The organism is Pseudomonas sp. I8001 (genome assembly GCF_013385345.1).
Lineage (GTDB): Bacteria > Pseudomonadota > Gammaproteobacteria > Pseudomonadales > Pseudomonadaceae > Aquipseudomonas.
Genome location: NZ_JACAQC010000010.1, coordinates 198,910 through 224,058, shown reverse-complemented (window position 1 = coordinate 224,058; position 25,149 = coordinate 198,910). Strand labels below are relative to the sequence as shown.

Sequence of the window (25,149 nt, the reverse complement as noted above, 5' to 3'; positions counted from 1 at the left end):
CCCCTGAGACGGCGCGCACGATGACCGGTGAGATCAATCTTCCCACGCTCCCCCCGACGCTTCCGGCCGGGCCTGCGCCCGCGCCTGCAGCGGGCGAGTTGCTGAAACTGCTGGAGCCGCAGACCGGCCTGATCGACCCCGGAAAAACCGTAAATGCCGAGGTGCTGGCACTGAAACAAGGCGGCGATGCATTTCAGTTGCTGCTCAAGCTGACCCTGGAAGGCGGCCGGCAAACCCTGGTGCAGGCCAGCAGCAGCCAGCCGCTGCCGCTGGGTACCCAGGTGGAAGTCAGCCAGACGCCGTCGGGCAATTTGTCCATCAGCCTGCAGCAGGCCCTGAGTTCCAGCGTCGCCGCGCTGACGCGTATCGATACCAGCCAGTTACCGGTGGGCACCCTGCTGCAAGGCAAGGTGCTGACCACCCAGGCGCTGCCACAGGGCGCCAACCAGCCGGTGGTGTATCGCTCACTGGTGTCGGTGCTCAATAACGTCCTCAGCGGCGCGACCCTGACCGTCGAAAGCCCGCAGCCCTTGCGCGTCGGCAGCCTGCTCAGCGCCGTGGTGCAAAGTGCGCAGACCTTGAGCTTTGTACCGCTGAGCGGGCGCCAGGACCAATTGGCCGTGGCCCAGCAACTCTCCACCCAGCAAAGCCGCCAGGGCTCGCTGGACGTGGTGTTCACCGCGCTGCAAAGCCTGCCGGCGACCAGCAGCGACAGCACCGGGGCCGACCTGCGCGCCGCCGCCGAGCGTTTGCTCGCCGGCCTGCCCGACCTGGCCCAGGCCAGCAACCCCAAGGTGCTGGCGCAACTGATCCAGAACAGCGGGACCTTCCTCGAAGCCAAGTTGCTGGCCGGGCAAAACCCGCAGATACCGCCGCTGGACATGAAAGGCGCGCTGCTGCGCTTCGTCGCCGACCTGCTGCCATCCCTGCCCGCCAGCACCAATCTGAATGCGATCCTCGCTGCCAACACCCTGGCGCAATTGCTGCCCAGCTTCGTACGCAGCCCGCTGGGCACCCTCGGCCAGGTCGGCGCCAGGCAGGCGCCCGCAGGCTTTCCGCTGCCCGATCGGCTGATGCAACGCCTGGAAGGTGAAAGTGACCTGGAAAACCTGCTGCGCCTGGCCGCCGGGGCCATCTCCCGCCTGCAAAGCCATCAGCTGTCGAGCCTGGAGCAGACCGGTACCACCGCCGACGGCAAGCTCTTGACCACCTGGCAGCTGGAAATCCCCATGCGCACCTTGCAGGACATCGTGCCGTTGCAGGTCAAGTTCCAGCGGGAAGAACCGGCGCCCGACAAGGAACAGCCGGAACGCAAGGACAGCAAGGATCCCAAGCAAATGCTCTGGCGCGTGGAAATGGCGCTCGACATGGAGCCGCTCGGCCCGTTGCAGGTCCAGGCGCAACTGAGCCAGGGCAAACTGTCGAGCCAGTTGTGGGCGACCCGGCCCTTCACCGCCAGCCTGATCGAAAGCCACCTGGGCAGCCTGCGCGAGCGCCTGGTGTCGTCGGGACTCAACGTCGGCGACCTCGACTGCCACCTCGGCACCCCGCCACGGGGCCCGAAAACCGGGCTTGAACAACGCTGGGTGGATGAAACCGCATGAAAAACCCCAACCCGCCCCGCCAGGCCATCGCCCTCAAATACGACGGGCAACAAGCGCCGACCCTCACCGCCAAGGGCGACGATGCCCTGGCCGAAGCCATCCTCAAGCTGGCCCGGGAGAACGAAGTCCCGATTTACGAAAATGCCGAGCTGGTCAAATTACTGGCACGCATGGAGTTGGGCGACAGCATCCCGGAAGAGTTGTACCGCACCGTCGCCGAGATCATCGCGTTTGCCTGGACGCTGAAGGGCAAGTTCCCGGTGGGCTACGACCCGGACGCGGGGCCGGTGGAGCGGGATGTGACGGAAAGAGGCGACGATTATTAAGGTGGGAGCCGGCTGATCGTTCCCACGCTCTGCGTGGGAACGCCGCCTCGGACGCTCCGCGTCCAACCGGCGCTGCAACGTTCAAGTCTTGCGCAGGGGTGACGCGGAGCGTCACGGGATGCATTCCCACGCAGAGCGTGGGAATGATCAGTTGCGGTGGGTGGTGTATAGCAATTATATCTTTCGAGGTATAGATTATCCCGAACCCGATAGTTCAGGATAAACCCATGAGCCCTACCCGCCCGATTCTCAGTCGAAAGCTACTCGCCGAAGCGCTCGCCCGTGATCTGGCAGGCGAGTCATTTGCCGACTACAGCTCCGGCATGTTCCTCGCGGCTCCGCGCCGTACCGGCAAGAGTACGTTCCTGCGCAACGACCTTATCCCCGAGTGCAAGGCCCGGGGCTGGCTGCCGGTGTACGTGGACCTGTGGATGAACCGCGAAATCGACCCCGCCGAACTGATCTCCGGCGCTATCGGCAAAGCCCTGGGCGAGTTCGAAAGCGCAGTGAGCAAGGCGGCCAAGAAAGCCGGTATCGACAAGATCAGCCTGCTGCGCACCTTGAGTTGGGATTTCACCAAACCGCAATTGCCCGCCGGCACCACGCTCAGCCACGCCCTGGACGTATTGCACCAGGTCTCGGGGCAAATGATCGTGCTGATCGTGGACGAGGCCCAGCACGCCCTCAACAGCGAAGGTGGGGTGAACGCCATGTTCGCCCTCAAGGCGGCACGGGATCATCTCAACGGCAGCAGCACGGCCGATGGCCTGCGCCTGGTCTTCACCGGCTCCAGCCGGGACAAACTGGCCAACCTGGTACTCAAGAGCAAACAACCGTTCTTCGGCGCCCATATCACGCCGTTCCCGCTGCTGAGCCGGGATTTCGTCGAGTTCGTGACGGACCTCTGGAACCAGCGCCTGGCCGCGACCAACCAGTTCAACCTGGAGGACATGGACTATGCCTTCCAGCTCGTTGGCCGGCGCCCGGAAATGCTCAACACACTACTGACCGAAGTGAGCGTGGGTCTTGGCGAGGCCAGCAACCTTGGCGAGTTGCTGAGGACCGGGGCACTCAATCACCAGGCCGGCATCTGGAGCGATTACGAGAGCGCCTACAACGACCTCTCGCCGCTGCAACAGGCGGTACTTGAAGTGATGGGCGAACGAACCCTGGGCAAGCAGGCGTTCTCGCCTTTTGCGGAGAAAACCTTCCAGGATGTGAACCGCAAGCTGGAACAGGCCCAGGTCGAGCCGAACGCCAGCACACCAAACGTGCAGAAAGCACTGGAAGTGCTGCGGGAGAAGGAGTTGGTCTGGAAAGCCAACCGTGGTGAATATGCTTTGGAGGACTCGACCATGGCCGAATGGCTGAGCAACCGGCACCGGCTATAAGCTGCAAGCAATACCGCTTGCAGCTCGTAACCTTCAGTTGTCCTTGTGCAACCGGCTCATCAACTGCGCTTCAGCCTGGGTCAACCCGCAGGACTGCGTCAGCTCATCCACCGTGGCGCCCATGCCCACCAGCTTCGCCGCCTGGGCGAATGAGAGGCTCGACGGGTCACGCTGCTCGAGTGCCGACAGCTTGTCCGGCAACGGCGCCAGCACCGAACGCAGCTCGTGCACTTCATCACCCACACGCACCGCACTTTGCTGGAAGTGGTCGACCCGCTTGGCCAGCTCCAGGATCCGCCGGTCGCGCACAGCGTCGCGCTCGACTTGTCGAGTGGCCAATTCCCGTTGCTGGCGAACATAACGCAGCAGGAAGCCCAGGGTCCCGGCCCAAAGGATGGCCAGGACGATCACCGCTACCTCAAGAAACAATCAGATATTCTCCAGGTCCTGCCACTCTTCTTCGCTCATCATCTTGTCCAGCTCAACCAGAATCAGCAGTTCGCCGTTCTTGTTGCAGACACCCTGGATGAACTTGGCCGATTCTTCGTTGCCGACGTTCGGCGCAGTCTCGACTTCGGATTGGCGCAGGTAAACCACTTCCGCCACGCTGTCGACCATGATCCCGACCACTTGCTTGTCGGCTTCGATGATCACGATGCGGGTGTTGTCGTTGACTTCGGTCGGCACCAGGCCAAAACGCTGGCGGGTGTCGATCACGGTCACCACGTTGCCGCGCAGGTTGATGATGCCCAGCACATAGCTTGGGGCACCCGGAACCGGAGCGATTTCGGTGTAGCGCAGCACTTCCTGCACACGCATCACGTTGATGCCGTAGGACTCGTTGTCCAGCTTGAAGGTGACCCATTGCAGGATTGGATCATCCACCAGACCTTGTGCGGACACTGACTTGTTCATACTCCAGACCCCTTCAAATACCGTTGGTTACGGTGTGTGTTCTTAGGCAGCGCCGTAGCGCTGCTGCTTGTTATCAAGTGCGTTTGTTCAGCGGCATGGCTTTTACCGCGCCGCTGGCAATCAACTCCGCCAGTTCGGCGACATCCAGCAACGCGCACATGTGTTCGATCACAGTGCCCGCCAGCCATGGCCGCTGGCCCCGGTGGCTGCGCCATTTGATTTCGTTCGGGTCCAGGCGCAATGAGCGGCTGACCTGATGCACCGCCAGCCCCCACTCGTAGCCCTGGACCGAAATAACGTATTGCAGGCCCTGGCGGAAGTCATCGCGGTAGCGGTCGGGCATCACCCAACGCGCGGTGTCCAATACCTTCAAGTTGCCCTGCTGGCTCGGCAGGATCCCGAGGAACCAATCCGGCTGGCCGAACAACGGCGTCAACTCCTGGCCTTCCAGGGAGTAGATCGACCCCAGGCACACCAGCGGCACCGCCAGGGTCAGCCCGGCGACATCGAACAGCAAACATTCGAACGGCTCCGCAGCCCACACCGGGCGACCGTCGCCCTGTACCGGCGGCGGCGTGATGCTCGGCGGGAGGTGAACCTCAACCACCGGCTCCACCACTACAGGCGCAATCACCACAGGCTCGACGGGCACAGCAACCGGTACAGGAACTGCTACGGGAACGACCAACGCATCACGGGCCTGTTCTTCCAGGACCGCCAGCTGAAACTCGTCCAGGGCAGCAGGTTCAGGCTCGATGACTTCATCGAGGATCAGAATCGGCTCCGGCATCTCCTCGGTGGCGTCCTGGAGCAAAGCGTCCAGGTAGGACTCCAGCGCCAGTTGCGGCCGGGTCTTGAAATCAACGGGACGGTTCATCTGTATGCCCACGCGCAAGCCCCATCAACCCTGTATTCAGAGGTTATCGGCCTGTGAGTGTCCGGACTTGAATCGAGAGCCGGTTTGGTCAGGAAAACCGCGGCGTCTGCATCGCTGGCAAGCCAGGCTCCTACAGGGCTGTTTATGACCATCATGCCACCTGCGCCACAAGTTGCTGGGACAACAGGTGCTTGAGCAACGCCCGATACGCCAGCACCCCACGGCTCTTGCCGTCGAACTGCGACGGCGTCAGCCCTGCCCGGCTCGCATCCCGCAGGCGCGTGTCCACCGGGATGTAGCCTTGCCAGATGGTGTCCGGATAAGCATCGCGCAATACCCGCAAGGTGCCGAGGGACGCCTGGGTACGGCGGTCAAACAGGGTCGGCACGATGCTGAACGGCAGCGCTTGCTTGCGCGAGCGGTTGATCATCGCCAGGGTACTGACCATCCGCTCCAGGCCCTTGACGGCCAGGTGCTCGGTCTGCACCGGGATCACCAGCTGTTGGCTGGCGGCCAGGGCGTTGACCATCAGCACGCCGAGCAACGGCGGGCTGTCGATGATCGCGTAGTCGAAGTCCTGCCACAGCTGCGCCAGGGTCTTGGCGATCACCAGGCCCAGGCCGCTCTGCCCCGGCGACTGGCGCTCAAGGGTGGCCAGGGCGGTGCTGGACGGCAACAGCGAGATCTTTTCATTGCTGGTAGGCAGCAACAGTTGCCCCGGCAAGTCGGCCGGCACGCTGCCCTTGTGCAGGAACAGGTCGTAGCAACTGTGTTCCAGGGCATCCGGGTCATAGCCGAAATAGCTGGTCATGGAGCCGTGGGGGTCCAGGTCGACCACGACCACACGCTTGCCGGCCTCGGCCAGCAAGCCGGCCAAGGCGATGGACGTGGTGGTTTTACCGACACCACCCTTTTGATTGGCAACTGCCCAGACTCTCATTCGGATTGTTCCTCCCGGCAGGCACAGGCTCGACCGAGAAATTGCATGGGGTTATAGAGCCGGTGACGGAGAATTGACGGCACTCCCGCGAACCGGCGCCTTTACGGGCGCTGGTGCAGTTTGTGTGCCAGCCCGCTTCAAGGCGGCATCCGGTGTTGCATTGGCAGTGCCGGTACCGGTCAGGCTGCGGCGCACGTCCAGGTTGCGCGACACCACCAGCACCACCCGACGGTTGCGCGCACGGCCTTCCGCCGTGGCGTTATTGGCCACCGGCTGGAACTCGCCGTAACCCACCGACGCCAGGCGCCCGGGGTTCACACCCTGCATCGCGAGCATTCGTACAATACTCGCCGCCCGGGCCGAAGACAGCTCCCAGTTGGTCGGGTACTGCGCGGTACTGATCGGCAGGTTATCGGTAAAGCCTTCAACGTGGACCGGGTTTTCAAACGGCTTCAGGATCGCCGCCACCTTGTCGATGATGGTAAACGCCTGGTCGCTGGGCATTGCATCGGCACTGGCGAACAGCAGGCTGGAATTGAGCTCGATCTCGACCCACAACTCATTGCCGCGCACGGTCATCTGGTTGGAGCTGATCAGGTCGCCAAAGGCCGCGCTGATGTTATCGGCGATGCTTTTCAGCGGGTCGCTGGTGCCACCGATGCCGGCCGCGGTTTCATCGCTGTCGTTGACCAGCGGCTTGGCCGGGGTCACGGTCTTGGGGCGTTCTTCGCCAATGGGTATCGGCTTGAGGGCGCGGTCAGCGTCGTTGAACACGCCAATCAGCGCCTGGGAAATGACTTTGTACTTGCCTTCGTTGATCGAGGAAATGGAGTACATCACCACAAAAAACGCGAACAGCAACGTAATGAAGTCGGCGTAGGACACCAGCCAGCGTTCATGGTTGACGTGTTCTTCAGGCTCGCGGCGGCGACGGCTCACAACAAATACCTCCCATCAATCCATGAAGCCCTGGAGCTTCAATTCGATGGAGCGCGGGTTTTCACCCTCGGCAATCGAGAGGATGCCTTCGAGCAACATCTCGCGATAACGCGACTGGCGCAGGGCGATCGACTTGAGCTTGCTGGCCACCGGCAACAACACCAGGTTGGCACTGGCCACGCCGTAGATGGTGGCGACGAACGCCACGGCAATCCCGCTGCCCAGTTGCGACGGATCGGCCAGGTTGCCCATCACGTGGATCAAGCCCATCACCGCACCGATGATGCCGATGGTCGGCGCGTAGCCGCCCATGCTTTCAAAGACTTTGGCAGCGTTGATGTCGCGGCTTTCCTGGGTGTAGAAGTCCACTTCGAGGATGCTGCGAATCGCTTCCGGCTCGGCGCCGTCCACCAGCAGTTGCAGGCCTTTGCGGGCGTAGCTGTCGGGCTCGGCATCGGCCACGCCTTCCAGCCCGAGCAGGCCTTCCTTGCGCGCCGTGAGGCTCCAGTTGACCACGCGGTCGATGCCGCCCGGCAAGTCGACACGCGGCGGGAAGATAATCCAGATGAGGATCTGCATCGCGCGCTTGAACGAACTCATGGGCGACTGCAACAACGCCGCGCCCACGGTGCCGCCGATCACGATCAACGCCGCCGGGCCGTTGGCCAGGGCGCCCAGGTGGCCGCCTTCAAGGTAGTTGCCGCCGATAATCGCGACAAACGCCATGATGATGCCAATCAGGCTCAATACATCCATCAGAGGCAAGCCTCCACCAGGTGCTTGCCGATGTCGTCCAGGCTGTAGACGGCGTCGGCCAGGTCGGCCTTGACGATGGCCATGGGCATGCCATAGATCACGCAGCTGGCTTCATCCTGGGCCCAGATCGCGCTGCCGCCCTGCTTGAGCAGGCGCGCGCCTTCACGGCCATCGGCGCCCATGCCGGTCAACACCACCGCCAAAACTTTGTCGCCGTAGGATTTGGCCGCAGACCCGAAGGTGATATCCACACACGGCTTGTAGTTCAGGCGTTCGTCACCCGGCAGGATTTTGATCGCACCCCGGCCATCGACCATCATCTGCTTGCCACCGGGGGCCAGCAGCGCCAGACCCGGACGCAGGATGTCGCCATCCTCGGCTTCCTTGACGCTGATGCGGCACAGCTTGTCCAGGCGCTCGGCGAACGCCTTGGTGAACGCGGCCGGCATGTGCTGGATCAACACGATCGGCGCCGGGAAGTTGGCCGGCAATTGGGTCAACACCCGCTGCAAGGCCACCGGGCCGCCGGTGGACGTACCGATGGCCACCAGTTTGTAGGCCTTGCGCTTGGGCGCAGGTGAATGCGCGGCGGGCGCAGCCGTACGCACCGGGGCGGCGGCCGGGCGCGCAACCGGTGTCGGCGCCGGGCGACCAAAGGTGCTCGGGGCGGCCGGTGGCGGCGTAACGGGTGCGGGCGCCGGCGCACTGAACAGGCTGCGACGGTTACTGCGGGAGATGCTGTGCACCTTCTCGCAGAGCATCTGCTTGACCTTCTCGGGGTTGCGCGAGATGTCTTCGAAATTCTTCGGCAGGAAGTCCACCGCGCCGGCATCCAGCGCATCCAGGGTGACCCGGGCGCCTTCGTGGGTCAGCGAGGAGAACATCAACACCGGCGTCGGGCAGCGCTGCATGATGTGCCGCACCGCCGTGATGCCGTCCATCATCGGCATCTCGTAGTCCATGGTGATCACGTCCGGCTTGAGCGCCAGGGCCTGATCGATCGCCTCTTTGCCGTTGGTGGCCGTGCCGACCACCTGGATATTGGAATCCGATGAAAGAATTTCCGAGACGCGGCGGCGGAAGAAACCCGAATCGTCCACCACCAGGACCTTGACTACCATAAACACTCCGTTAGGCCGGGCGAGGGACAACCGCCCTGCCCGGGCCGAATCAAATACGCCGTGCGGCGTAACGCTTGAGCATGCTCGGAACATCCAGAATCAGCGCGATCCGACCGTCACCGGTAATGGTCGCACCCGACATGCCCGGGGTTCCCTGCAGCATTTTGCCCAAAGGCTTGATGACCACTTCTTCCTGGCCCACCAGTTGATCGACCACGAAGCCGATACGCTGGGTGCCCACGGAAAGAATCACCACATGGCCTTCGCGCTGCTCTTCATGCTTGGCCGAAGCCACCAGCCAGCGCTTGAGGTAGAACAGCGGCAACGCCTTGTCGCGCACGATCACCACTTCCTGGCCGTCCACCACGTTGGTGCGCGACAGGTCGAGGTGGAAGATTTCGTTGACGTTGACCAGCGGGAAGGCGAACGCCTGGTTGCCCAGCATCACCATCAGGGTCGGCATGATCGCCAGGGTCAACGGCACCTTGATGACGATCTTCGAGCCCTGGCCCTTGGTCGAGTAGATGTTGATCGAGCCGTTGAGCTGGCTGATCTTGGTCTTCACCACATCCATGCCCACGCCACGGCCCGACACGTCGGAAATCTCGGTCTTGGTGGAGAAGCCCGGGGCGAAGATCAGGTTGTAGCACTCGGTGTCGGTGAGGCGGTCGGCGGCGTCCTTGTCCATCACCCCACGCTTGACTGCAATGTTGCGCAGTACCGTGGGGTCCATGCCTTTGCCGTCATCGGTGATCGACAGCAGGATATGGTCGCCTTCCTGTTCGGCCGCCAGGATCACTTTGCCCTGGCGGTTCTTGCCCGAGGCTTCGCGCTCTTCCGGCGTCTCGACACCGTGGTCGACCGCGTTGCGCACCAAGTGGACCAGCGGGTCGGCCAGGGCCTCGACAAGGTTCTTGTCGAGGTCGGTTTCTTCACCCACCAGTTCCAGGTTGATCTCTTTCTTGAGCTGGCGTGCCAGGTCGCGAACCAGGCGCGGGAAACGCCCGAAGACTTTCTTGATCGGCTGCATCCGGGTCTTCATGACGGCGGTCTGCAGGTCTGCGGTGACCACGTCGAGGTTCGACACGGCCTTTTGCATGGCCTCGTCGCCACTGTTCAGGCCCAGGCGCACCAGGCGGTTACGCACCAGCACCAGTTCGCCGACCATGTTCATGATGTCGTCCAGGCGCGCGGTATCAACCCGCACGGTGGTTTCGGCTTCACTGGCCGGTTGCTTGTCCGGGGCCGGGGCAGCCGTGGCAGCCCGGGCCGGTGCTGGAGCCGGAGCCGGAGCCGCTTTCGCTGCGACAGGCGCGGCAGCCTTGGCGGCAGGAGCCGGTGTTGCGACAGCTGCGGCAGCAGCCGGTGCAGCAGCGCCGACCACTTCGGTGAACTTGCCCTTGCCGTGCAGTTCATCCAGCAGGGCTTCGAATTCGTGATCGGAGATCAGTCCATCGGCGGCCGGCGCAGCAGCGGGTGCCGCAGGCGCGGCGGCCGTTGCGGCGACTTCCGGCAGAGCCTCGGCGGCAAACGAGCCTTTGCCGTGCAACTGGTCCAGCAGCGCTTCAAATTCGTCGTCGGTGATTTCATTGCTGACGGGCGCCGCGGCTTCCGTTGGCGCTGGCGCTGCGGCCACCGCGTCCGGGGCAAACTGGCCCTTGCCGTGCAACTGGTCGAGCAACGACTCGAACTCGGCGTCGGTAATGTCTTCGGTGGTCGGCACCATGGCCGGCGCACTGGCTGCCGGCGCTTCGGCTTCGGCCTTGACAGCGTTCAGCGAGTCCAGCAGTTGTTCAAATTCGCTGTCGGTCACGTCGCCCGCAGGCTCGGCAACCGGCTCAGCCACCGCTTCCACCACGGGAGCGTTGGCCGCAGGTTCCGCCAGGCGCGCCAGGGCGGCCAGCAGTTCCGGCGTGGCGGCAGTGATCGGTGCGCGCTCGCGCACTTCACTGAACATGCCGTTGACCGCGTCCAGTGCTTCCAGGATCACGTCCATCAGTTCCGAGTCGACGTGCCGCTCACCCTTGCGCAGGATGTCGAACACGTTCTCGGCGATGTGACAGCACTCCACCAGCTCGTGGAGCTGGAGGAAGCCGGCGCCCCCTTTTACAGTATGAAAACCGCGAAAAATTGCATTGAGCAGGTTCGCATCATCCGGTCGGCTTTCCAGCTCGACCAGTTGTTCGGACAGTTGCTCTAAAATTTCGCCGGCCTCTACAAGGAAATCCTGAAGGATTTCTTCATCGGCGCCGAAGCTCATGGGTGTGCTCCTTAGAAGCCTAAACTGGACAGCAAATCGTCTACGTCGTCTTGCCCGGATACAACGTCTTCACGTTTATCGGCATGAATCTGCGGACCTTCACCCTTGGCGAGGTGTTTTTGTGGATCTTTTTCAGAAAGGATCGCTGCGCGGTCATGTTCGATGCCGGCAAACCGGTCGACCTGGCCCGCCATCAACACCAGTTTGAGCAGGTTGCTTTCCACTTCGGTGACCAGTTGGGTCACACGCTTGATCACCTGACCGGTGAGGTCCTGGTAATCCTGGGCCAGCAGAATGTCATTGAGGTTGCTGGAAACCGTGCGGTTTTCCTGCTCGCTGCGGGACAAAAAGCCCTCGACCCGACGCGCCAGCTCACGAAACTCCTCAGCGCCCACTTCCCGACGCATGAACCGGCCCCAGTCAGTGCTCAGGGCCTTGGCTTCACTGGCCATACCGTTGACCAGAGGCGTGGCGTTTTCCACCAGGTCCATGGTGCGGTTGGCCGCCGCCTCAGTCAGCCTGACCACGTAGGACAGGCGTTCGGTGGCATCCGTGATCTGCGAGATTTCCTCGGCCTGGGGCATGTGCGGGTCAATCTGAAAATTGACTATCGCACTGTGCAACTCACGGGTGAGCTTGCCCACTTCCTGGTACAGGCCGCGGTCACGGGTCTGGTTGAGCTCATGGATCAACTGCACCGCGTCGCCGAACTGGCCTCTTTCAAGGCTTTCGACGAGTTGATGAGCATGTTTTTTCAGGGTCGACTCAAAGTCGGCCTGCGATGATTCTTTATGCTCCATAGCTCCCCCGTGGCAGCATCAATGACCGATGCGTTCGAAGATCTTTTCGATCTTCTCTTTCAAGGCCAGTGCAGTGAATGGCTTGACCACGTAGCCGTTGACCCCGGCCTGGGCGGCTTCGATGATCTGTTCACGCTTGGCTTCAGCGGTCACCATCAGCACAGGCAGGCTGCGCAGTTTTTCATCAGCGCGCACGTGGCGCAGCAGATCGATACCGGTCATGCCCGGCATGTTCCAGTCCGTTACCAGAAAGTCGATGCTCCCGCTGTTGAGGATCGGAATCGCCGTAATACCGTCATCCGCCTCGACCGTGTTAGTGAACCCAAGGTCACGCAACAGGTTTTTTATGATCCGCCGCATCGTTGAGAAGTCATCAACGATGAGGATTTTCATGTTCTTGTCCAATTCGACCTCCAAGCAGTCTTAAACGCGCCCAGCACCTGGGCGCGCCATATCAATCAACAGGCGTTACACAAAAAGGACTACCGGGGGCGCACCACGGGCCAAGCCCGTCCGGGCGCAGGGCCTGGACGGTATCGTTCGCAGTGTCCCCACACTGCCTGTCAGCGCGCTCGCCACTCTCCCAAACGCCCCCGCAAGCGGGCCGCGCACTGGCTGTGTAACTGGCTGACCCGCGATTCGCTGACCCCCAGGACCTCACCGATTTCCTTGAGGTTCAGCTCTTCGTCGTAGTACAGCGCCAACACCAGTCGCTCACGCTCCGGCAAATTGGCTATCGCGTCCGCCAGCGCGCTCTGGAAGCGTTCATCTTCCAGGTCCCGTGACGGTTCGAGATGGGCACTCGCGCCGTCCTCGTGCAGCCCTTCATGTTCGCCGTCCTGTAAAAGGTCGTCGAAACTGAACAGCCGGCTGCCCAAGGTATCGTTCAAAATCCCGTAGTAATCGTCGAGACTCAATTGGAGTTCGGCCGCAACTTCATGATCTTTAGCGTCGCGACCGGTTTTTGCTTCAATTGAGCGAATTGCGTCACTCACCATCCGCGTATTGCGGTGCACTGATCGCGGCGCCCAATCACCTTTACGCACTTCATCGAGCATGGCCCCACGGATACGGATACCCGCGTATGTCTCGAAACTCGCGCCCTTGCTCGCGTCGTACTTGGTCGACACTTCAAGCAGGCCGATCATCCCGGCCTGGATCAAGTCCTCGACCTGCACGCTGGCAGGCAAGCGCGCCAGCAGGTGATAGGCAATGCGCTTGACCAGGGGCGCATAGCGCTCGATCAATTCGACTTGACTGTCACGTGCCGACTTCTTGTAAAGGTTGTAGCCGCTGGCTGTCATAGCACCGGTCCTGCGCTCGTCTGATGCACCAATCGCTCGACGAAAAACTCCAGATGCCCCCGGGGATTGGCGGGCAACGGCCAGGTATCGACCTTCTGGGCAATAGCCTTGAACGCCAATGCGCACTTCGAACGAGGGAACGCTTCATAGACCGCACGCTGCTTTTGCACGGCCTTGCGCACACACTCGTCGTAAGGAACTGCGCCAACGTATTGTAAGGCGACATCGAGGAAGCGATCCGTGACCTTGGTCAACTTGGCGAACAGATTCCGCCCTTCCTGCGGGCTTTGGGCCATGTTGGCCAGCACGCGGAAGCGGTTCATGCCGTAGTCGCGGTTGAGCAGTTTGATCAGGGCGTAGGCGTCGGTGATCGAGGTGGGTTCGTCGCACACCACCAGCAACACTTCCTGGGCTGCGCGCACGAAACTGACCACCGACTCGCCGATCCCGGCGGCGGTGTCGATCACCAGTACGTCGAGGTTGTCGCCAATGTCGCTGAACGCCTGAATGAGGCCGGCATGTTGCGCCGGACTCAGGTGCACCATGCTCTGGGTGCCGGAAGCCGCCGGCACGATGCGAATCCCGCCGGGGCCTTGCAACAGTACGTCGCGCAGCTCACAGCGGCCTTCGATGACATCGGCCAGGGTATGTTTGGGCGTCAGTCCCAGCAGAACGTCGACGTTCGCCAGCCCCAGGTCAGCATCCAGCAGCATGACGCGACGGCCAAGCTCTGCCAGGGCCAGGGACAAATTCACTGACACGTTAGTTTTTCCGACGCCACCTTTGCCGCCGGTCACCGCGATCACCTGTACGGGATGCATGCTGCCCATTTTATTTCTTTACCTTGTCTTGCTTAGACGCAGGCTACATAAGTTGGCCGCGCGAACTGCTGGCAGGCCATCGATGTAGATACTTTTCACTGTCATTTTTAAATAGAAAGCCATGATGCCTCAGCCAACTCGCTTGTTCGGGCTGTGGTAGAGGTCAGCAAACATGTCAGCCATCGCTTCCTCACTGGGTTCTTCCTGCATTTGCACGCTGACAGCCCGGCTGACCAACTGATGACGGCGCGGCAGATGCAGATCATCCGGGATCCGCGGCCCGTCGGTCAGGTAGGCGACCGGTAATTCATGACTGATTGCCAGGCTCAATACTTCGCCCAGGCTTGCCGTCTCATCCAGTTTAGTCAGGATGCAACCCGCCAGCCCGCAGCGCTTGTAGCTGTGGTAGGCGGCGGTCAATACCTGCTTCTGGCTGGTAGTGGCAAGCACCAAATAGTTTCTGGATTTGATCCCGCGCCCGGCCAGGCTTTCCAGCTGCATGCGCAGGGCCGGGTCGCTGGCTTGCAGGCCGGCGGTGTCGATCAGCACCACGCGCTTGCGCAGCAATGGGTCGAGGGCGTTGGCCAGGGACTGGCCCGGGTCGACGTGGGTCACCGGCACATTGAGGATGCGGCCCAGGGTCTTGAGTTGTTCCTGGGCGCCGATGCGGTAGCTGTCCATGCTCACCAGCGCGATGTTCTGGGCGCCGTACTTGAGCACGTAACGTGCGGCCAGCTTGGCCAGGGTGGTGGTCTTGCCCATGCCGGCCGGGCCGACCATGGCAATCACACCGCCTTCTTCCAGGGGTTCGATTTCCGGGGTGACGATCATCCGCGCCAGGTGGGCCAGGAGCATGCGCCAGGCCTGGCGAGGCTCTTCAATTTGCGTGGTCAGTTGCAGCAGGTCGCGGGACAACGGGCCGGACAGGCCAATGCGTTGCAGGCGACGCCACAGGTTGGCCTGTTGTGGCTGGCTGCCCTGCAACTGGTTCCAGGCCAGCGAACCCAGCTGCACTTCCAGCAGTTCACGCAGGCCGTTGAGTTCGAAGCGCATCGAGTCGAACACCCGCTGGTCTACCGCCGGCGCCGGGGCTGGCGCAGCAGGACGCGGTGGTTCAACAAAAGTCGGCTCTACCAGCGGCTCGGACGCGGTCAACGGCAGCCCGGCAAACAGCTGGCGATTGGTGGAGGCGTCGCTGTCGCCACGCATGCTCAGTTCAGCCTGGGCCGAGACAATGCGCGAAGCGGTCTTGCGCAGCTCGTCTTCCAGTTCCATGTTCGGCACGCGCGGCGCCAGGGCCGAGGGTTTGTAATCCAGGGCAGCCGTCAGCTCCACACCGCCGGCAATACGACGGTTACCGATAATCGCAGCGTCGGCGCCCAACTCATCACGTACCAGTTTCATGGCCTGACGCATATCGGCGGCGAAAAAACGCTTCACTTGCATATCCCACTACCTCAGCCGTTGGGCCCTACTGTCGCGACGATAGTCACTTGCTTATTGTCAGGAATTTCCTGGTAAGCCAATACGTGCAAATTCGGTATAGCCAGGCGTCCAAACCGCGACAACATCGCCCGGACGGGGCCAGCCACCAGCAGGATCACCGGATGGCCTTCCATTTCCTGGCGCTGCGCGGCCTCGATCAACGAACGTTGCAGCTTCTCTGCCATGCTTGGCTCCAGCAACACGCCCTCATCAGCGCCCTGCCCAGCCTTCTGAATACTATTGAGCAATATTTGTTCCAACCTTGGTTCCAAGGTGATGACAGGCAGCTCGGAGTCAAGCCCTACAATGCTTTGGACGATTGCACGCGACAATCCGACGCGCACTGCGGCCACCAGGGCGGCAGTATCTTGACTCTTGGCGGCATTGTTGGCGATAGCTTCGGCAATGCTGCGAATGTCCCGCACCGGCACCTGCTCGGCCAACAGCGCTTGCAGCACCTTGAGCAGTTGCGAGGTGGACAGCACACCCGGTACCAGCTCTTCGGCGAGTTTTGGCGAGGCCTTGGCCAGCAATTGCAAGAGTTGCTGGACTTCTTCGTGGCCAATCAGCTCGTGGGAGTGCTTGTACAGAATCTGGTTGAGGTGGGTGGCGACCACAGTGCTGGCGTCGACCACGGTGTAGCCCAGCGACTGCGCCTGGCTGCGCTGGCTGATTTCGATCCATACCGCTTCCAGGCCAAAAGCCGGATCTTTGGCGGTAATCCCGTTGAGGCTGCCAAACACCTGGCCCGGGTTGATCGCCAGTTCGCGGTCCGGGTAGATCTCGGCCTCGGCCAGAATCACCCCCATCAGGGTCAGGCGGTAGGCGCTCGGGGCCAGGTCGAGGTTGTCGCGAATGTGCACGGTGGGCATCAGGAAGCCCAGGTCCTGGGACAACTTCTTGCGCACACCCTTGATCCGCGCCAGCAATTGCCCGCCCTGGTTGCGATCCACCAGGGGAATCAGGCGGTAGCCGACTTCCAGGCCGATCATGTCGATCGGGGTCACGTCGTCCCAGCCCAGCTCCTTGGTTTCCAGGGCGCGGGCCGGCGATGGCAGCAGTTCCTGCTGGCGCGCCACTTCCTGCTGGGCAATCACCTTGATGTTGTTTTGTTTTTTCCAGAACAGGTAGGCACCGCCGGCGGCCATGGCGGCCATACTCAGGAACGAGACATGGGGCATGCCCGGCACGATGCCCATGATCGCCATGATGCCTGCCGCCACCGCCAGCGCCTTGGGCGAGGCAAACATCTGCCGGCTGATCTGCTTGCCCATGTCTTCGGAGCCCGAAGCACGGGTCACCATGATCGCCGCAGCTGTAGATAACAACAGTGATGGCAATTGCGCCACTAAACCGTCACCGATGGTCAGCAGGGCGTAAACCTTGCCGGCGTCGCCGAAGGTCATGCCGTGCTGGAAGATGCCGACCGCCATGCCGCCGATCAGGTTGATAAACAGAATCAACAGGCCGGCGATGGCGTCGCCGCGCACGAATTTGCTGGCACCGTCCATGGAACCGTAGAACTCGGCTTCCTGGGCGACTTCAAGGCGACGGGCCTTGGCCTGGTTCTGGTCGATCAGGCCGGCGTTGAGGTCGGCGTCGATCGCCATCTGCTTGCCGGGCATCGCGTCGAGGGTAAAACGCGCGCTCACCTCGGAAATCCGCCCGGCGCCCTTGGTCACGACCACAAAGTTGATGATCATCAAGATCGCAAAAACCACGATACCGACCACGTAGTTACCGCCGATCACCACCTCGCCGAAGGCCTGGATCACCTTGCCCGCGGCGGCGTGGCCGTCCTGGCCGTGGAGCATCACCACCCGGGTGGAAGCCACGTTAAGCGCCAGCCGCAGCAGGGTGGCGATCAGCAGGATGGTCGGGAATACCGCGAAATCCAGCGGCCGCAGGGCGTATACGCACACCAGCAACACGACGACCGACAGCGCAATGTTGAAGGTGAAGAACACATCCAGCAGGAACGGCGGCATCGGCAACATCATCATTGCCAGCATCACCAGCAACAACAACGGCACACCCAGATTGCCTCGCGAGAGGTCAGTCAGGGTGCCACGGGCCGTGCTGAGCATTTGAGAGCGATCCACCGGTATTCCTCGTTTCCTTGAAGCAAACTTTTGACGCCGGGAAGCGTCCTGGAGGCGGTATTGCAAGAAGCCTTCCAACTTTTGCTTGAGGAAGCAGATCGGTCTCACGGACAGCGAAGGGCTACCGCCGTACACACATCACCTGTGGCGAGGGAGCTTGCTCCCTCGCCACGCTGATTGAGGTAGCGCCCTCGCCCGCGACTTACACGGTGCGAGATGCAATTGCGGGAACGCTCAGGGGGATTTTTGTTGTTTGGGCGGACGCCTTCGCGAGCAAGCCCGCTCCCACATTTGACCGCGTTTCTACAGGATATACACGGTCAAATGTGGGAGCGGGCTTGCTCGCGAAGAGGCCAGGAGGGACGCTACAAAATCAGGAATCCCGACGCAAATCCGGCGGAATCGGCAGGTCTTTGAGCGGATCCGGCCGCTTGCCCTTGCCCGCCCGGTACTGGCGGATCTGATACACGTACGCCAACACCTGAGCCACCGCCAGATACAACCCGGCCGGAATTTCCTGGTCCAGGTCGGTGGAGTAGAAGATCGACCGCGCCAACTCCGGCGATTCCAGCAGCAGGATGTCATTGGCGACCGCAATCTCGCGAATTTTCAACGCCGTGAAATCACTGCCCTTGGCCAGCAACATCGGCGCCCCACCCTTCTCCGGGTCGTACTTGAGCGCCACGGCGTAGTGGGTCGGGTTGGTGATGACCACATCGGCATCGGGCACCGAGGCCATCATCTTGCGCTGGGACATCTCGCGCTGCAGCTGGCGAATCCGCTGCTTGACCTCGGGCCGGCCTTCCTGGTCCTTGTGCTCGTCGCGCACTTCCTGCTTGGTCATCAGCAGTTTCTTGTGGCTTTCCCACAGCTGGATCGGCGCATCCACCGCAGCAATGATGATCAGCCCGCAAGCCATCCACAGCGAGCTCCAGCCCACCACTTGCACACTGTGGATGATCGCCAGCTCGATCGGCTCATGGGCGATGCGCAGCAGGTCGTCGATGTCGGACGACAACACCGTCAACGCCACAAACAGGATCAGGATGAACTTGGCCAAGGCCTTGAGCAGTTCCACCAGGGCCTTGGTGGAAAACATCCGCTTGAGCCCGGCCGCCGGGTTCATCCGGCTGAATTTGGGCGCCAGGCTGCCGGCGGCAAACAGCCAGCCGCCGAGGGAAATCGGGCCGATCAGGGCCGCCAGCAACAAGGTGATGAGGATCGGCTGCACCGCGAGGATCGCGATCTTGCCCGAGTGCAGCAGGTACAAGCCCATGGCGCCCGGGCTCAGCAGCACGTCGCGGGGCAGGGAGAAATTCAGGCGCATCAACTCCATCAGGTCCAGGGCCAGGCCACCGCCGTAGATCAGCAGGCCGCCGGAACCGGCGAGCATGATCGCCAGGGTGTTGAGCTCTTTGGAGCGGGCAATCTCGCCCTTTTCCCGGGAGTCCTTTTTACGTTTCTCCGTGGGGTCTTCTGTCTTGTCCTGGCCACTCTCGCTCTCGGCCATGGCTTACCGCGCCCGCGCCAAGTCACGTAAAAACTGCAAGGCGTCGGTCGCCAGCGGTTGATACTGATTGAGAATGTCAGCCATGCCGACCCAGAAAATCCCCATGCCCAGCACCAGGGTCAACGGGAAACCGATGGAGAAGATGTTCAACTGCGGCGCCGCCCGGGTCATCACGCCAAAGGCGATGTTGACCACCAGCAGCGCAGTGATCGCCGGCAATACCAGCAGCAGGGATGCACCGAGCACCCAGCTCAAGCGCCCCACCAGCTCCCAGAAATGATTGACCACCAACCCGCTGCCCACCGGCAAGGTGGTGAAGCTTTCGGTCATCACCTCGAACACCACCAGGTGGCCGTTCATGGCCAGGAACAGCAAGGTCACCAGCATCGTCAGGAATTGCCCGATCACCGCCACCGACACGCCGTTGGTAGGGTCGACCATGGACGCGAAGCCCATGCCCATCTGGATCGAGATGATCTGCCCGGCGATCACGAAGGCCTGGAAGAACAGCGTCAGGGAGAAGCCCAGCAAGGCGCCGATGATGATTTGCTCGGCGATCAGCATCATTGCACTGAGGTCCAGGGCATTCACCGGCGGCATCGGCGGCAAGCCCGGCACGATCACCACGGTGATCGCCACCGCGAAATACAGGCGGATGCGCCGTGGTACCAGGGTGGTGCCGAACACCGGCATGGTCATCAGCACGGCCGTGACCCGGAACAACGGCAGGATGAACGAGGCCACCCAGGTGCTGATCTGGGTGTCGGTCAAGGCCAGCATCGAATTCACGGGGTCAGCCGATCAACTGCGGAATACTGCCGTACAGCTGCAGGATGTATTCCATGAAGGTTTGCACCAGCCACGGGCCGGCAACGATCAGGGTGATCAGCATCACCAGCAGGCGCGGCAAAAAGCTCAGGGTCTGTTCGTTGATCTGGGTCGCGGCCTGGAACATCGCCACCAACAGGCCCACCAACAGGCTCGGCACCACCAGTACGGCGACCATCATGGTGGTCAGCCACAGGGCTTCGCGAAACAGGTCGACTGCTACTTCTGGCGTCATGGCCTACACCCCACCGAAACTGCCGGCCAGGGTGCCGATTATCAGCGCCCACCCGTCCACCAACACAAACAGCATGATCTTAAACGGCAACGAAATGATCAGCGGCGACAGCATCATCATACCCATGGCCATCAGCACACTCGCCACGACAAGGTCGATGATCAGGAACGGAATGAAGATCATGAAGCCGATCTGGAACGCGGTCTTCAACTCCGAGGTCACGAACGCCGGCACCAGGATGGTCAGCGGTGCCATGTCGGGGCTGGCGATGTCGGTACGCTTGGACAACCGCACAAACAACTCGAGGTCGCTGGAACGGGTCTGCGACAGCATGAAATCCTTGATCGGGCCCTGGGCCTTGTCGATCGCATCCTGGGCGGTCATTTTCTCCGCCAGGTACGGTTGCAGGGCTTGCTGGTTCACCTTGTCGAACACCGGCGCCATGATGAACAGCGTCAGGAACAGCGCCATGCCGGTGAGGATCTGGTTCGACGGCGTCTGTTGCAGGCCGAGGGCCTGACGCAGGATCGAGAACACGATGATGATGCGGGTGAAGCTGGTCATCAGCATCACGAACGCGGGGATGAAGCTCAGCGCGGTCATGATCAGCAGGATCTGCAGGCTGACCGAATACTCCTGCGCGCCCGCCGCGTTAGTGCCCAGGGTGATCGCCGGGATCGACAACGGGTCTGCTGCGTACGCCAGCGGCGCTGCCAGCAACAGCATGAGCGTCAATAAAACGCGCATTACTTCTTATCCTTCTGATCCTTGCCCAGCAACTCCATGAGGCGCTGGGCGAATTCCGGCGTGGCCGCCTGGGTCTGGGCCACTTCCACAGGCGACTTGAGCACGTGCAACGGGGTGATGCGACCGGGGGTGATGCCCAGCAGGATCTGCTCGTCGCCGACCTGCACCAGCACCAGCCTGTCCCGCGGGCCAAGGGCGCGTGAACCCACCAGCTCGATGACCTGGGCATTGCCCGGGCCGATGCGCTGCACGCGGCGCAACACCCAGGCGAGCACGAAGATCAGCCCCACCACCAGCAACAACCCCAGCACCAACTGGGTGAGTTGCCCGCCCACACCGCTGCCAAGCGCCGGCGCAGCCGCCTGGGCAACCGGTTCTGCTGCCATTACGCTCAAGGGCAGCGTCGATAACAGTCCTACCAATGAGCGCTTCATATCAACGCAACTTCTTGATGCGTTCGCTCGGGCTGATCACGTCGGTCAGGCGGATGCCGAACTTCTCGTTGACCACCACCACTTCGCCATGGGCGATCAGCGTGCCGTTGACCAGCACGTCCAGCGGCTCGCCGGCCAGGCGGTCCAGCTCGATCACCGACCCCTGGTTGAGCTGCAGCAGGTTGCGGATGTTGATTTCGGTGCTGCCGACTTCCATGGAGATCGACACCGGAATGTCGAGGATCACGTCCAGGTTCGGACCGTCGAGGGTCACCGGGTCATTGTTCTTCGGCACGCTGCCGAACTCTTCCATGGGAAGGCGGTTGCCAACCGGTGCAGTGGCTGCATCGGCCGCCAGCAGTGCATCGATATCGTCCTGGCCGACATCGCCGGTTTCTTCCAGGGCAGCCGCCCACTCGTCAGCCAGGGCCTGGTCTTCGGCGGAAGTGTTTTCGTGTTCGGTAGCCATTACATGTCCTCGGCGGAGCAGAAATTAAGGTGGATCAGCGACGGTTGATCGGTTCGATCACTTGCAACGCCAGGTTGCCTTTGTGAGAACCGAGCTTGACCTTGAACGACGGCACGCCGTTGGCGCGCATGATCAGTTCTTCCGGCAGGTCGACGGGAATCACATCCCCCGGCTGCATGTGCAAAATATCCCGCAAACGCAGCTGGCGACGGGCCACGGTGGCGCTCAGGGGTACGTCGACGTCCAGCAGGTCTTCGCGCAGGGCTTTCACCCAGCGTTCGTCCTGGTCGTCGAGGTCGGACTGGAAACCGGCATCGAGCATTTCGCGCACCGGCTCGATCATCGAGTACGGCATGGTCACGTGCAGGTCGCCGCCGCCGCCATCGAGTTCGATGTGGAAGGTGGAGACCACAATGGCTTCGCTGGGGCCGACGATGTTGGCCATGGCCGGGTTCACTTCCGAGTTGATGTACTCGAAATTGACTTCCATGATCGCCTGCCAGGCTTCCTTCAAGTCGATGAAGGCCTGCTCCAGCACCATGCGCACCACCCGCAACTCGGTCGGGGTGAATTCACGGCCTTCGATCTTGGCGTGACGGCCATCGCCGCCGAAGAAGTTGTCCACCAGCTTGAACACCAGCTTGGCGTCGAGGATGAACAGCGCGGTGCCGCGCAGCGGCTTGATCTTCACCAGGTTGAGGCTGGTGGGCACGTACAGCGAGTGCACGTACTCACCGAACTTCATCACCTGCACGCCGCCCACTGCCACGTCCGCCGAGCGGCGCAGCATGTTGAACATGCTGATACGGGTGTAACGGGCAAAACGCTCGTTGATCATTTCCAGGGTCGGCATGCGTCCACGGACGATGCGATCCTGGCTGGTCAGGTCGTAGCTTTTGACGCTGCCGGGCTCGGCAGCCATTTCGGTCTGTACCAGACCATCGTCGACGCCATGGAGCAGCGCATCGATTTCATCCTGGGACAGCAGGTCCTGCACGGCCATGTCGTGATCCTACTGCAATACGAAATTAGTGAAGAGCACCTGCTCGATCACAGGTTTGCCGACTTCCTTCTGGGCCACTTCCTGCACGCTGGCAGTGACCTTCTGGCGCAGCATTTCCTGGCCCACCGGGGTGGCGAGGGTGTCGAAGGGTTGGGCGGAAAACAGCATCACCAGGTTGTTGCGGATCACTGGCATGTGCACCTTGAGGGCATCCAGGTCTGCCTGGTTACGCGCCAGCAGGGTAATGCTCACCTGCAGGTAGCGTTGACGGCCGTTCTGATTGAAGTTGGCGACAAACGCCGGCAGCATCGGCTCGAAGATTGCCGGTTGCTTGACGTTGGGGTTGACCTCGGCCGTGGCGGCCGGTTTGCTCTGGGCACTGTGCATAAAGTACCAGGTAGCCCCCACGGACAAGCCGATCGCCAGCAACAAGGCCAGGACAATCAGCAGGATAAGCTTGAGCTTGCCCTTGCCTGCGGGTGCTTTTGCTGCGTCGTCGCTCTTCGCCATGCCAATAATCCGTCACTATTCTGGGATTCATAGTTCTGGGGAAAGGCAAGAGCAAGTGTTATGCCAGAGTTGTCAGTTCGGTCACGGTTTCGCCGACACTGCAAAACCAATGTGGGAGCGGGCTTGCTCGCGAAAGCGGTGGATCAGCACCTGTAACGGTGACTGACACTCCGTATTCGCGAGCAAGCCCGCTCCCACATTTTGATCATCGCCAGGCCTCGGATCAGGCGTAGTAGTCCACGGCACTGGAGCCAATCACCGACTGCACCACCGGCGCGGCCACTTCAGCCACCTCACCGATACCGCCGCCATCAACCCCATCACCCCGCCCGCCACTGCCGCTGACGCCGCGAGCCTGGTTCTGCTGTTGCTGGTCCTGGCCCTGCTGCCCCTGCCAGCCACGTGACTGGTCCGACACGTTGACGTCGACCTGGCCCATGCCCTGCTGGGCAAACATCTCCCGCAGGCGGCCCGACTGGCTTTCCAGGGCTTCACGCACCACTGCATGGCCGCTCATGAAAGTGACTTGCGCCTGCTGGTCGGCGGACATCTTCACGCTGATGTCCAGGCGACCCAGTTCAGCGGGCTGCAACTGGATCTCTGCCGACTTGAGGTTGGCGCTGGACAGGTACATGACCCGGTTCACCACCTCATCGGTCCAGCCACTCTGGTGCATGGCCAATGGCGCGTTGGCCACCGGCGGCAGGGCATTCGCAGTTTTCGGCGTGGCAGCCTGGGTCAGCGCGGCGAGGCGGTTGGCGAAGTCATCGAGACGGGTGTCGCTGCTGGCGTCCTTCAAATCCTTGAGGCCGCCGTCGATCAGACCGGCAAAGGCTTTGTCGCCGCCCTGGTCGGTGCTGTCCTTGGACGCTTGCTGGTCGACCATATTGGCCAGGCCTGTGACGAAGTTTTGCGCGGCGGTCGGCTGATCCTGGGTCGGGGCCGGGGCGGTTTTTGCCGGGGCCTGGCTGCTGGCGGACACGTGTCCGCCCTGTTCCATGGCCAGGCGCACGGCGGGCATTGCATCAAGCGGATCGGCCTCGGGATCGAAGGCGGGCTTGGCGTCGTCGGTCGCGGCAATCGGTGGCGCCACGACTGGCTGGTTTTTGTCATCCTTCGCGGTGGCCGGCGTCGGGGTCTCGACGGGCGCCGGCGTAGCGGGGACGGGGACAGGGACTACCGCGGCTATCAGCGCCGGGTCTACGGCGGGGTCGACCGGAGGTTGCTGGGCCAGGGACGGATCGTCTGCCGGGGCATCGTCGTCTGACTTGGCGGTGGTGTCCGGGGTGTCCGCCTTGGCCGGCGGGTTGGCAGGCAAAGTCTTGCCGTTATCGGCAACCGATGGGGTACCGGCGGCAGGCTTGTCGTTGTTGGCGGCGGGCTTGGGGCTGTTGTCCGCAGGCTTGTCGCGGGTGGATTTGATGGGGGTGTCGACAGGTTTTGCCGCAGGCGCAGGGGCCTGGTTGGCGAACACCTGAGCGAAGCCCGGGGCCTTGTCCCGCGGGTTCGCAGCCACTGCCGGTGGATTGGCAGCGGGCGCTTGAGGCTTGGCCGCAGGGGCTGCCTGAAGGAGCGAATTCGGGGTGATTGCCATAGTCAAGAGTCTCCGCCGCACAGGGGTCGAGGGTGCGGTAACAGGAGGTAGAGCAAGAGTTGGGCCAGGTTTTGGTTTAAGGGTGTATATCCGTTATTTGGGTGAGGGCTTGTATGGGGTCTTGAGTGTTGAAGAGCAAAAGCAACAGCCAAATCAAAAGCGGGCACGGTCCAAATGT

The 25,149-nt window shown here is 62.0% G+C and carries 26 protein-coding genes; 3 read left to right on the top strand and 23 right to left on the bottom strand.

All coding sequences use genetic code 11. The features are described 5' to 3' along the window. The first annotated feature begins 20 nt into the window (after positions 1-20). The 3 genes from HX839_RS10620 to HX839_RS10610 all read left to right on the top strand — a co-directional run bounded on the left by HX839_RS10620 (position 21) and on the right by HX839_RS10610 (position 3,321). Positions 21-1,604 (top strand): flagellar hook-length control protein FliK, encoded by a 1,584-nt coding sequence (locus HX839_RS10620; protein ID WP_032899324.1) that lies wholly within the window; start codon positions 21-23, stop codon positions 1,602-1,604. Beyond that, entirely contained in the window at positions 1,601-1,930 is a 330-nt protein-coding gene (locus HX839_RS10615) for an EscU/YscU/HrcU family type III secretion system export apparatus switch protein (protein WP_003210638.1), read from the top strand. The genes HX839_RS10620 and HX839_RS10615 overlap by 4 nt, the downstream gene beginning before the upstream one ends. A 227-nt stretch (positions 1,931-2,157) precedes the next feature. Next, positions 2,158-3,321, top strand: coding sequence for a hypothetical protein (locus HX839_RS10610; RefSeq protein ID WP_177023220.1), 1,164 nt, complete (start codon positions 2,158-2,160; stop codon positions 3,319-3,321). 33 nt (positions 3,322-3,354) lie between these two features. Here the strand turns inward: HX839_RS10610 and HX839_RS10605 are convergent, their stop codons facing one another. From HX839_RS10605 to HX839_RS10495, 23 genes are all read right to left on the bottom strand, one after another. Beyond that, positions 3,355-3,750 (bottom strand): DUF2802 domain-containing protein, encoded by a 396-nt coding sequence (locus HX839_RS10605; RefSeq protein WP_008434800.1) that lies wholly within the window; start codon positions 3,748-3,750, stop codon positions 3,355-3,357. Beyond that, positions 3,751-4,236, bottom strand: a complete 486-nt coding sequence (locus HX839_RS10600) for a chemotaxis protein CheW (protein ID WP_003210641.1) — start codon at positions 4,234-4,236, stop codon at positions 3,751-3,753. A 73-nt stretch (positions 4,237-4,309) separates the two neighbouring features. Beyond that, positions 4,310-5,113 (bottom strand): CheW domain-containing protein, encoded by an 804-nt coding sequence (locus HX839_RS10595; protein ID WP_087694323.1) that lies wholly within the window; start codon positions 5,111-5,113, stop codon positions 4,310-4,312. A gap of 151 nt (positions 5,114-5,264) precedes the next feature. Next, positions 5,265-6,053, bottom strand: coding sequence for a ParA family protein (locus tag HX839_RS10590; RefSeq protein WP_003210643.1), 789 nt, complete (start codon positions 6,051-6,053; stop codon positions 5,265-5,267). A 51-nt stretch (positions 6,054-6,104) separates the two neighbouring features. Beyond that, entirely contained in the window at positions 6,105-6,992 is an 888-nt protein-coding gene (gene motD, locus HX839_RS10585) for a flagellar motor protein MotD (protein WP_003210644.1), read from the bottom strand. Positions 6,993-7,007: 15 nt separating this feature from the next. Next, positions 7,008-7,748, bottom strand: coding sequence for a flagellar motor protein (locus HX839_RS10580; RefSeq protein WP_003210645.1), 741 nt, complete (start codon positions 7,746-7,748; stop codon positions 7,008-7,010). Beyond that, positions 7,748-8,869, bottom strand: a complete 1,122-nt coding sequence (locus tag HX839_RS10575) for a chemotaxis response regulator protein-glutamate methylesterase (protein WP_177019593.1) — start codon at positions 8,867-8,869, stop codon at positions 7,748-7,750. Before HX839_RS10575 ends, HX839_RS10580 begins: the two co-directional genes overlap by 1 nt. 49 nt (positions 8,870-8,918) lie before the next feature. Beyond that, the gene (locus HX839_RS10570) at positions 8,919-11,129 is read right to left on the bottom strand and encodes a chemotaxis protein CheA (RefSeq protein WP_134327107.1); all 2,211 of its coding nucleotides are present in this window, start codon (positions 11,127-11,129) and stop codon (positions 8,919-8,921) included. Positions 11,130-11,140: 11 nt separating this feature from the next. Then, complete coding sequence (locus HX839_RS10565; RefSeq protein WP_003214538.1) at positions 11,141-11,929, bottom strand: protein phosphatase CheZ; 789 nt, start codon at positions 11,927-11,929, stop codon at positions 11,141-11,143. 18 nt (positions 11,930-11,947) lie between these two features. Then, positions 11,948-12,322 carry a chemotaxis response regulator CheY gene (locus tag HX839_RS10560; RefSeq protein WP_005790040.1) on the bottom strand — a complete coding sequence of 125 codons (375 nt, stop codon included), beginning with the start codon at positions 12,320-12,322 and terminating at the stop codon, positions 11,948-11,950. 170 nt (positions 12,323-12,492) lie between these two features. Then, on the bottom strand, positions 12,493-13,233 hold the full coding sequence (gene fliA, locus HX839_RS10555) for an RNA polymerase sigma factor FliA (RefSeq protein WP_008434817.1): 741 nt from the start codon (positions 13,231-13,233) through the stop codon (positions 12,493-12,495). Next, positions 13,230-14,063 (bottom strand): flagellar synthesis regulator FleN, encoded by an 834-nt coding sequence (gene fleN, locus HX839_RS10550; RefSeq protein ID WP_003192912.1) that lies wholly within the window; start codon positions 14,061-14,063, stop codon positions 13,230-13,232. Before fleN ends, fliA begins: the two co-directional genes overlap by 4 nt. Positions 14,064-14,183: 120 nt before the next feature. Beyond that, positions 14,184-15,500 (bottom strand): flagellar biosynthesis protein FlhF, encoded by a 1,317-nt coding sequence (flhF, locus tag HX839_RS10545; RefSeq protein WP_003214543.1) that lies wholly within the window; start codon positions 15,498-15,500, stop codon positions 14,184-14,186. 11 nt (positions 15,501-15,511) lie between these two features. Then, positions 15,512-17,626 carry a flagellar biosynthesis protein FlhA gene (gene flhA / locus HX839_RS10540; RefSeq protein ID WP_023659255.1) on the bottom strand — a complete coding sequence of 705 codons (2,115 nt, stop codon included), beginning with the start codon at positions 17,624-17,626 and terminating at the stop codon, positions 15,512-15,514. A gap of 388 nt (positions 17,627-18,014) precedes the next feature. Beyond that, positions 18,015-19,151, bottom strand: coding sequence for a flagellar biosynthesis protein FlhB (gene flhB / locus HX839_RS10535; RefSeq protein WP_008430191.1), 1,137 nt, complete (start codon positions 19,149-19,151; stop codon positions 18,015-18,017). Between the two features lie 3 nt (positions 19,152-19,154). Next, positions 19,155-19,931, bottom strand: coding sequence for a flagellar biosynthetic protein FliR (gene fliR, locus HX839_RS10530; RefSeq protein WP_003214551.1), 777 nt, complete (start codon positions 19,929-19,931; stop codon positions 19,155-19,157). A gap of 13 nt (positions 19,932-19,944) precedes the next feature. Continuing rightward, a complete protein-coding gene (gene fliQ, locus HX839_RS10525; RefSeq protein WP_003214552.1) occupies positions 19,945-20,214 on the bottom strand; it encodes a flagellar biosynthesis protein FliQ in 270 nt (89 codons plus the stop codon). Positions 20,215-20,217: 3 nt separating this feature from the next. Further along, complete coding sequence (gene fliP / locus HX839_RS10520) at positions 20,218-20,961, bottom strand: flagellar type III secretion system pore protein FliP (protein ID WP_003214554.1); 744 nt, start codon at positions 20,959-20,961, stop codon at positions 20,218-20,220. Beyond that, positions 20,961-21,395 carry a flagellar biosynthetic protein FliO gene (fliO, locus tag HX839_RS10515; protein ID WP_023659254.1) on the bottom strand — a complete coding sequence of 145 codons (435 nt, stop codon included), beginning with the start codon at positions 21,393-21,395 and terminating at the stop codon, positions 20,961-20,963. Before fliO ends, fliP begins: the two co-directional genes overlap by 1 nt. Before the next feature lies 1 nt (position 21,396). After that, positions 21,397-21,864 carry a flagellar motor switch protein FliN gene (gene fliN / locus HX839_RS10510; protein ID WP_003214557.1) on the bottom strand — a complete coding sequence of 156 codons (468 nt, stop codon included), beginning with the start codon at positions 21,862-21,864 and terminating at the stop codon, positions 21,397-21,399. Positions 21,865-21,898: 34 nt separating this feature from the next. Beyond that, positions 21,899-22,867, bottom strand: coding sequence for a flagellar motor switch protein FliM (fliM, locus tag HX839_RS10505; RefSeq protein WP_003214559.1), 969 nt, complete (start codon positions 22,865-22,867; stop codon positions 21,899-21,901). Positions 22,868-22,876: 9 nt separating this feature from the next. After that, a complete protein-coding gene (gene fliL, locus HX839_RS10500) occupies positions 22,877-23,377 on the bottom strand; it encodes a flagellar basal body-associated protein FliL (RefSeq protein ID WP_003214560.1) in 501 nt (166 codons plus the stop codon). A 223-nt stretch (positions 23,378-23,600) separates the two neighbouring features. Further along, positions 23,601-24,971, bottom strand: a complete 1,371-nt coding sequence (locus tag HX839_RS10495; RefSeq protein ID WP_177067029.1) for a flagellar hook-length control protein FliK — start codon at positions 24,969-24,971, stop codon at positions 23,601-23,603. Positions 24,972-25,149 lie beyond the last annotated feature (178 nt).

What these genes read in the sequence shown, in the direction of transcription:
- HX839_RS10620 (WP_032899324.1), top strand. Translation starts at nt 21, where the DNA reads ATGACCGGTGAGATCAATCTTCCCACGCTCCCCCCGACGCTTCCGGCC.
- HX839_RS10615 (WP_003210638.1), top strand. Translation starts at nt 1,601, where the DNA reads ATGAAAAACCCCAACCCGCCCCGCCAGGCCATCGCCCTCAAATACGAC.
- HX839_RS10610 (WP_177023220.1), top strand. Translation starts at nt 2,158, where the DNA reads ATGAGCCCTACCCGCCCGATTCTCAGTCGAAAGCTACTCGCCGAAGCG.
- HX839_RS10600 (WP_003210641.1), bottom strand. Translation starts at nt 4,236, where the DNA reads ATGAACAAGTCAGTGTCCGCACAAGGTCTGGTGGATGATCCAATCCTG.
- HX839_RS10595 (WP_087694323.1), bottom strand. Translation starts at nt 5,113, where the DNA reads ATGAACCGTCCCGTTGATTTCAAGACCCGGCCGCAACTGGCGCTGGAG.
- HX839_RS10590 (WP_003210643.1), bottom strand. Translation starts at nt 6,053, where the DNA reads ATGAGAGTCTGGGCAGTTGCCAATCAAAAGGGTGGTGTCGGTAAAACC.
- HX839_RS10580 (WP_003210645.1), bottom strand. Translation starts at nt 7,748, where the DNA reads ATGGATGTATTGAGCCTGATTGGCATCATCATGGCGTTTGTCGCGATT.
- HX839_RS10575 (WP_177019593.1), bottom strand. Translation starts at nt 8,869, where the DNA reads ATGGTAGTCAAGGTCCTGGTGGTGGACGATTCGGGTTTCTTCCGCCGC.
- HX839_RS10570 (WP_134327107.1), bottom strand. Translation starts at nt 11,129, where the DNA reads ATGAGCTTCGGCGCCGATGAAGAAATCCTTCAGGATTTCCTTGTAGAG.
- HX839_RS10565 (WP_003214538.1), bottom strand. Translation starts at nt 11,929, where the DNA reads ATGGAGCATAAAGAATCATCGCAGGCCGACTTTGAGTCGACCCTGAAA.
- HX839_RS10560 (WP_005790040.1), bottom strand. Translation starts at nt 12,322, where the DNA reads ATGAAAATCCTCATCGTTGATGACTTCTCAACGATGCGGCGGATCATA.
- fliA (WP_008434817.1), bottom strand. Translation starts at nt 13,233, where the DNA reads ATGACAGCCAGCGGCTACAACCTTTACAAGAAGTCGGCACGTGACAGT.
- fleN (WP_003192912.1), bottom strand. Translation starts at nt 14,063, where the DNA reads ATGGGCAGCATGCATCCCGTACAGGTGATCGCGGTGACCGGCGGCAAA.
- flhF (WP_003214543.1), bottom strand. Translation starts at nt 15,500, where the DNA reads ATGCAAGTGAAGCGTTTTTTCGCCGCCGATATGCGTCAGGCCATGAAA.
- flhA (WP_023659255.1), bottom strand. Translation starts at nt 17,626, where the DNA reads ATGCTCAGCACGGCCCGTGGCACCCTGACTGACCTCTCGCGAGGCAAT.
- flhB (WP_008430191.1), bottom strand. Translation starts at nt 19,151, where the DNA reads ATGGCCGAGAGCGAGAGTGGCCAGGACAAGACAGAAGACCCCACGGAG.
- fliR (WP_003214551.1), bottom strand. Translation starts at nt 19,931, where the DNA reads ATGCTGGCCTTGACCGACACCCAGATCAGCACCTGGGTGGCCTCGTTC.
- fliQ (WP_003214552.1), bottom strand. Translation starts at nt 20,214, where the DNA reads ATGACGCCAGAAGTAGCAGTCGACCTGTTTCGCGAAGCCCTGTGGCTG.
- fliP (WP_003214554.1), bottom strand. Translation starts at nt 20,961, where the DNA reads ATGCGCGTTTTATTGACGCTCATGCTGTTGCTGGCAGCGCCGCTGGCG.
- fliO (WP_023659254.1), bottom strand. Translation starts at nt 21,395, where the DNA reads ATGAAGCGCTCATTGGTAGGACTGTTATCGACGCTGCCCTTGAGCGTA.
- fliN (WP_003214557.1), bottom strand. Translation starts at nt 21,864, where the DNA reads ATGGCTACCGAACACGAAAACACTTCCGCCGAAGACCAGGCCCTGGCT.
- fliM (WP_003214559.1), bottom strand. Translation starts at nt 22,867, where the DNA reads ATGGCCGTGCAGGACCTGCTGTCCCAGGATGAAATCGATGCGCTGCTC.
- fliL (WP_003214560.1), bottom strand. Translation starts at nt 23,377, where the DNA reads ATGGCGAAGAGCGACGACGCAGCAAAAGCACCCGCAGGCAAGGGCAAG.
- HX839_RS10495 (WP_177067029.1), bottom strand. Translation starts at nt 24,971, where the DNA reads ATGGCAATCACCCCGAATTCGCTCCTTCAGGCAGCCCCTGCGGCCAAG.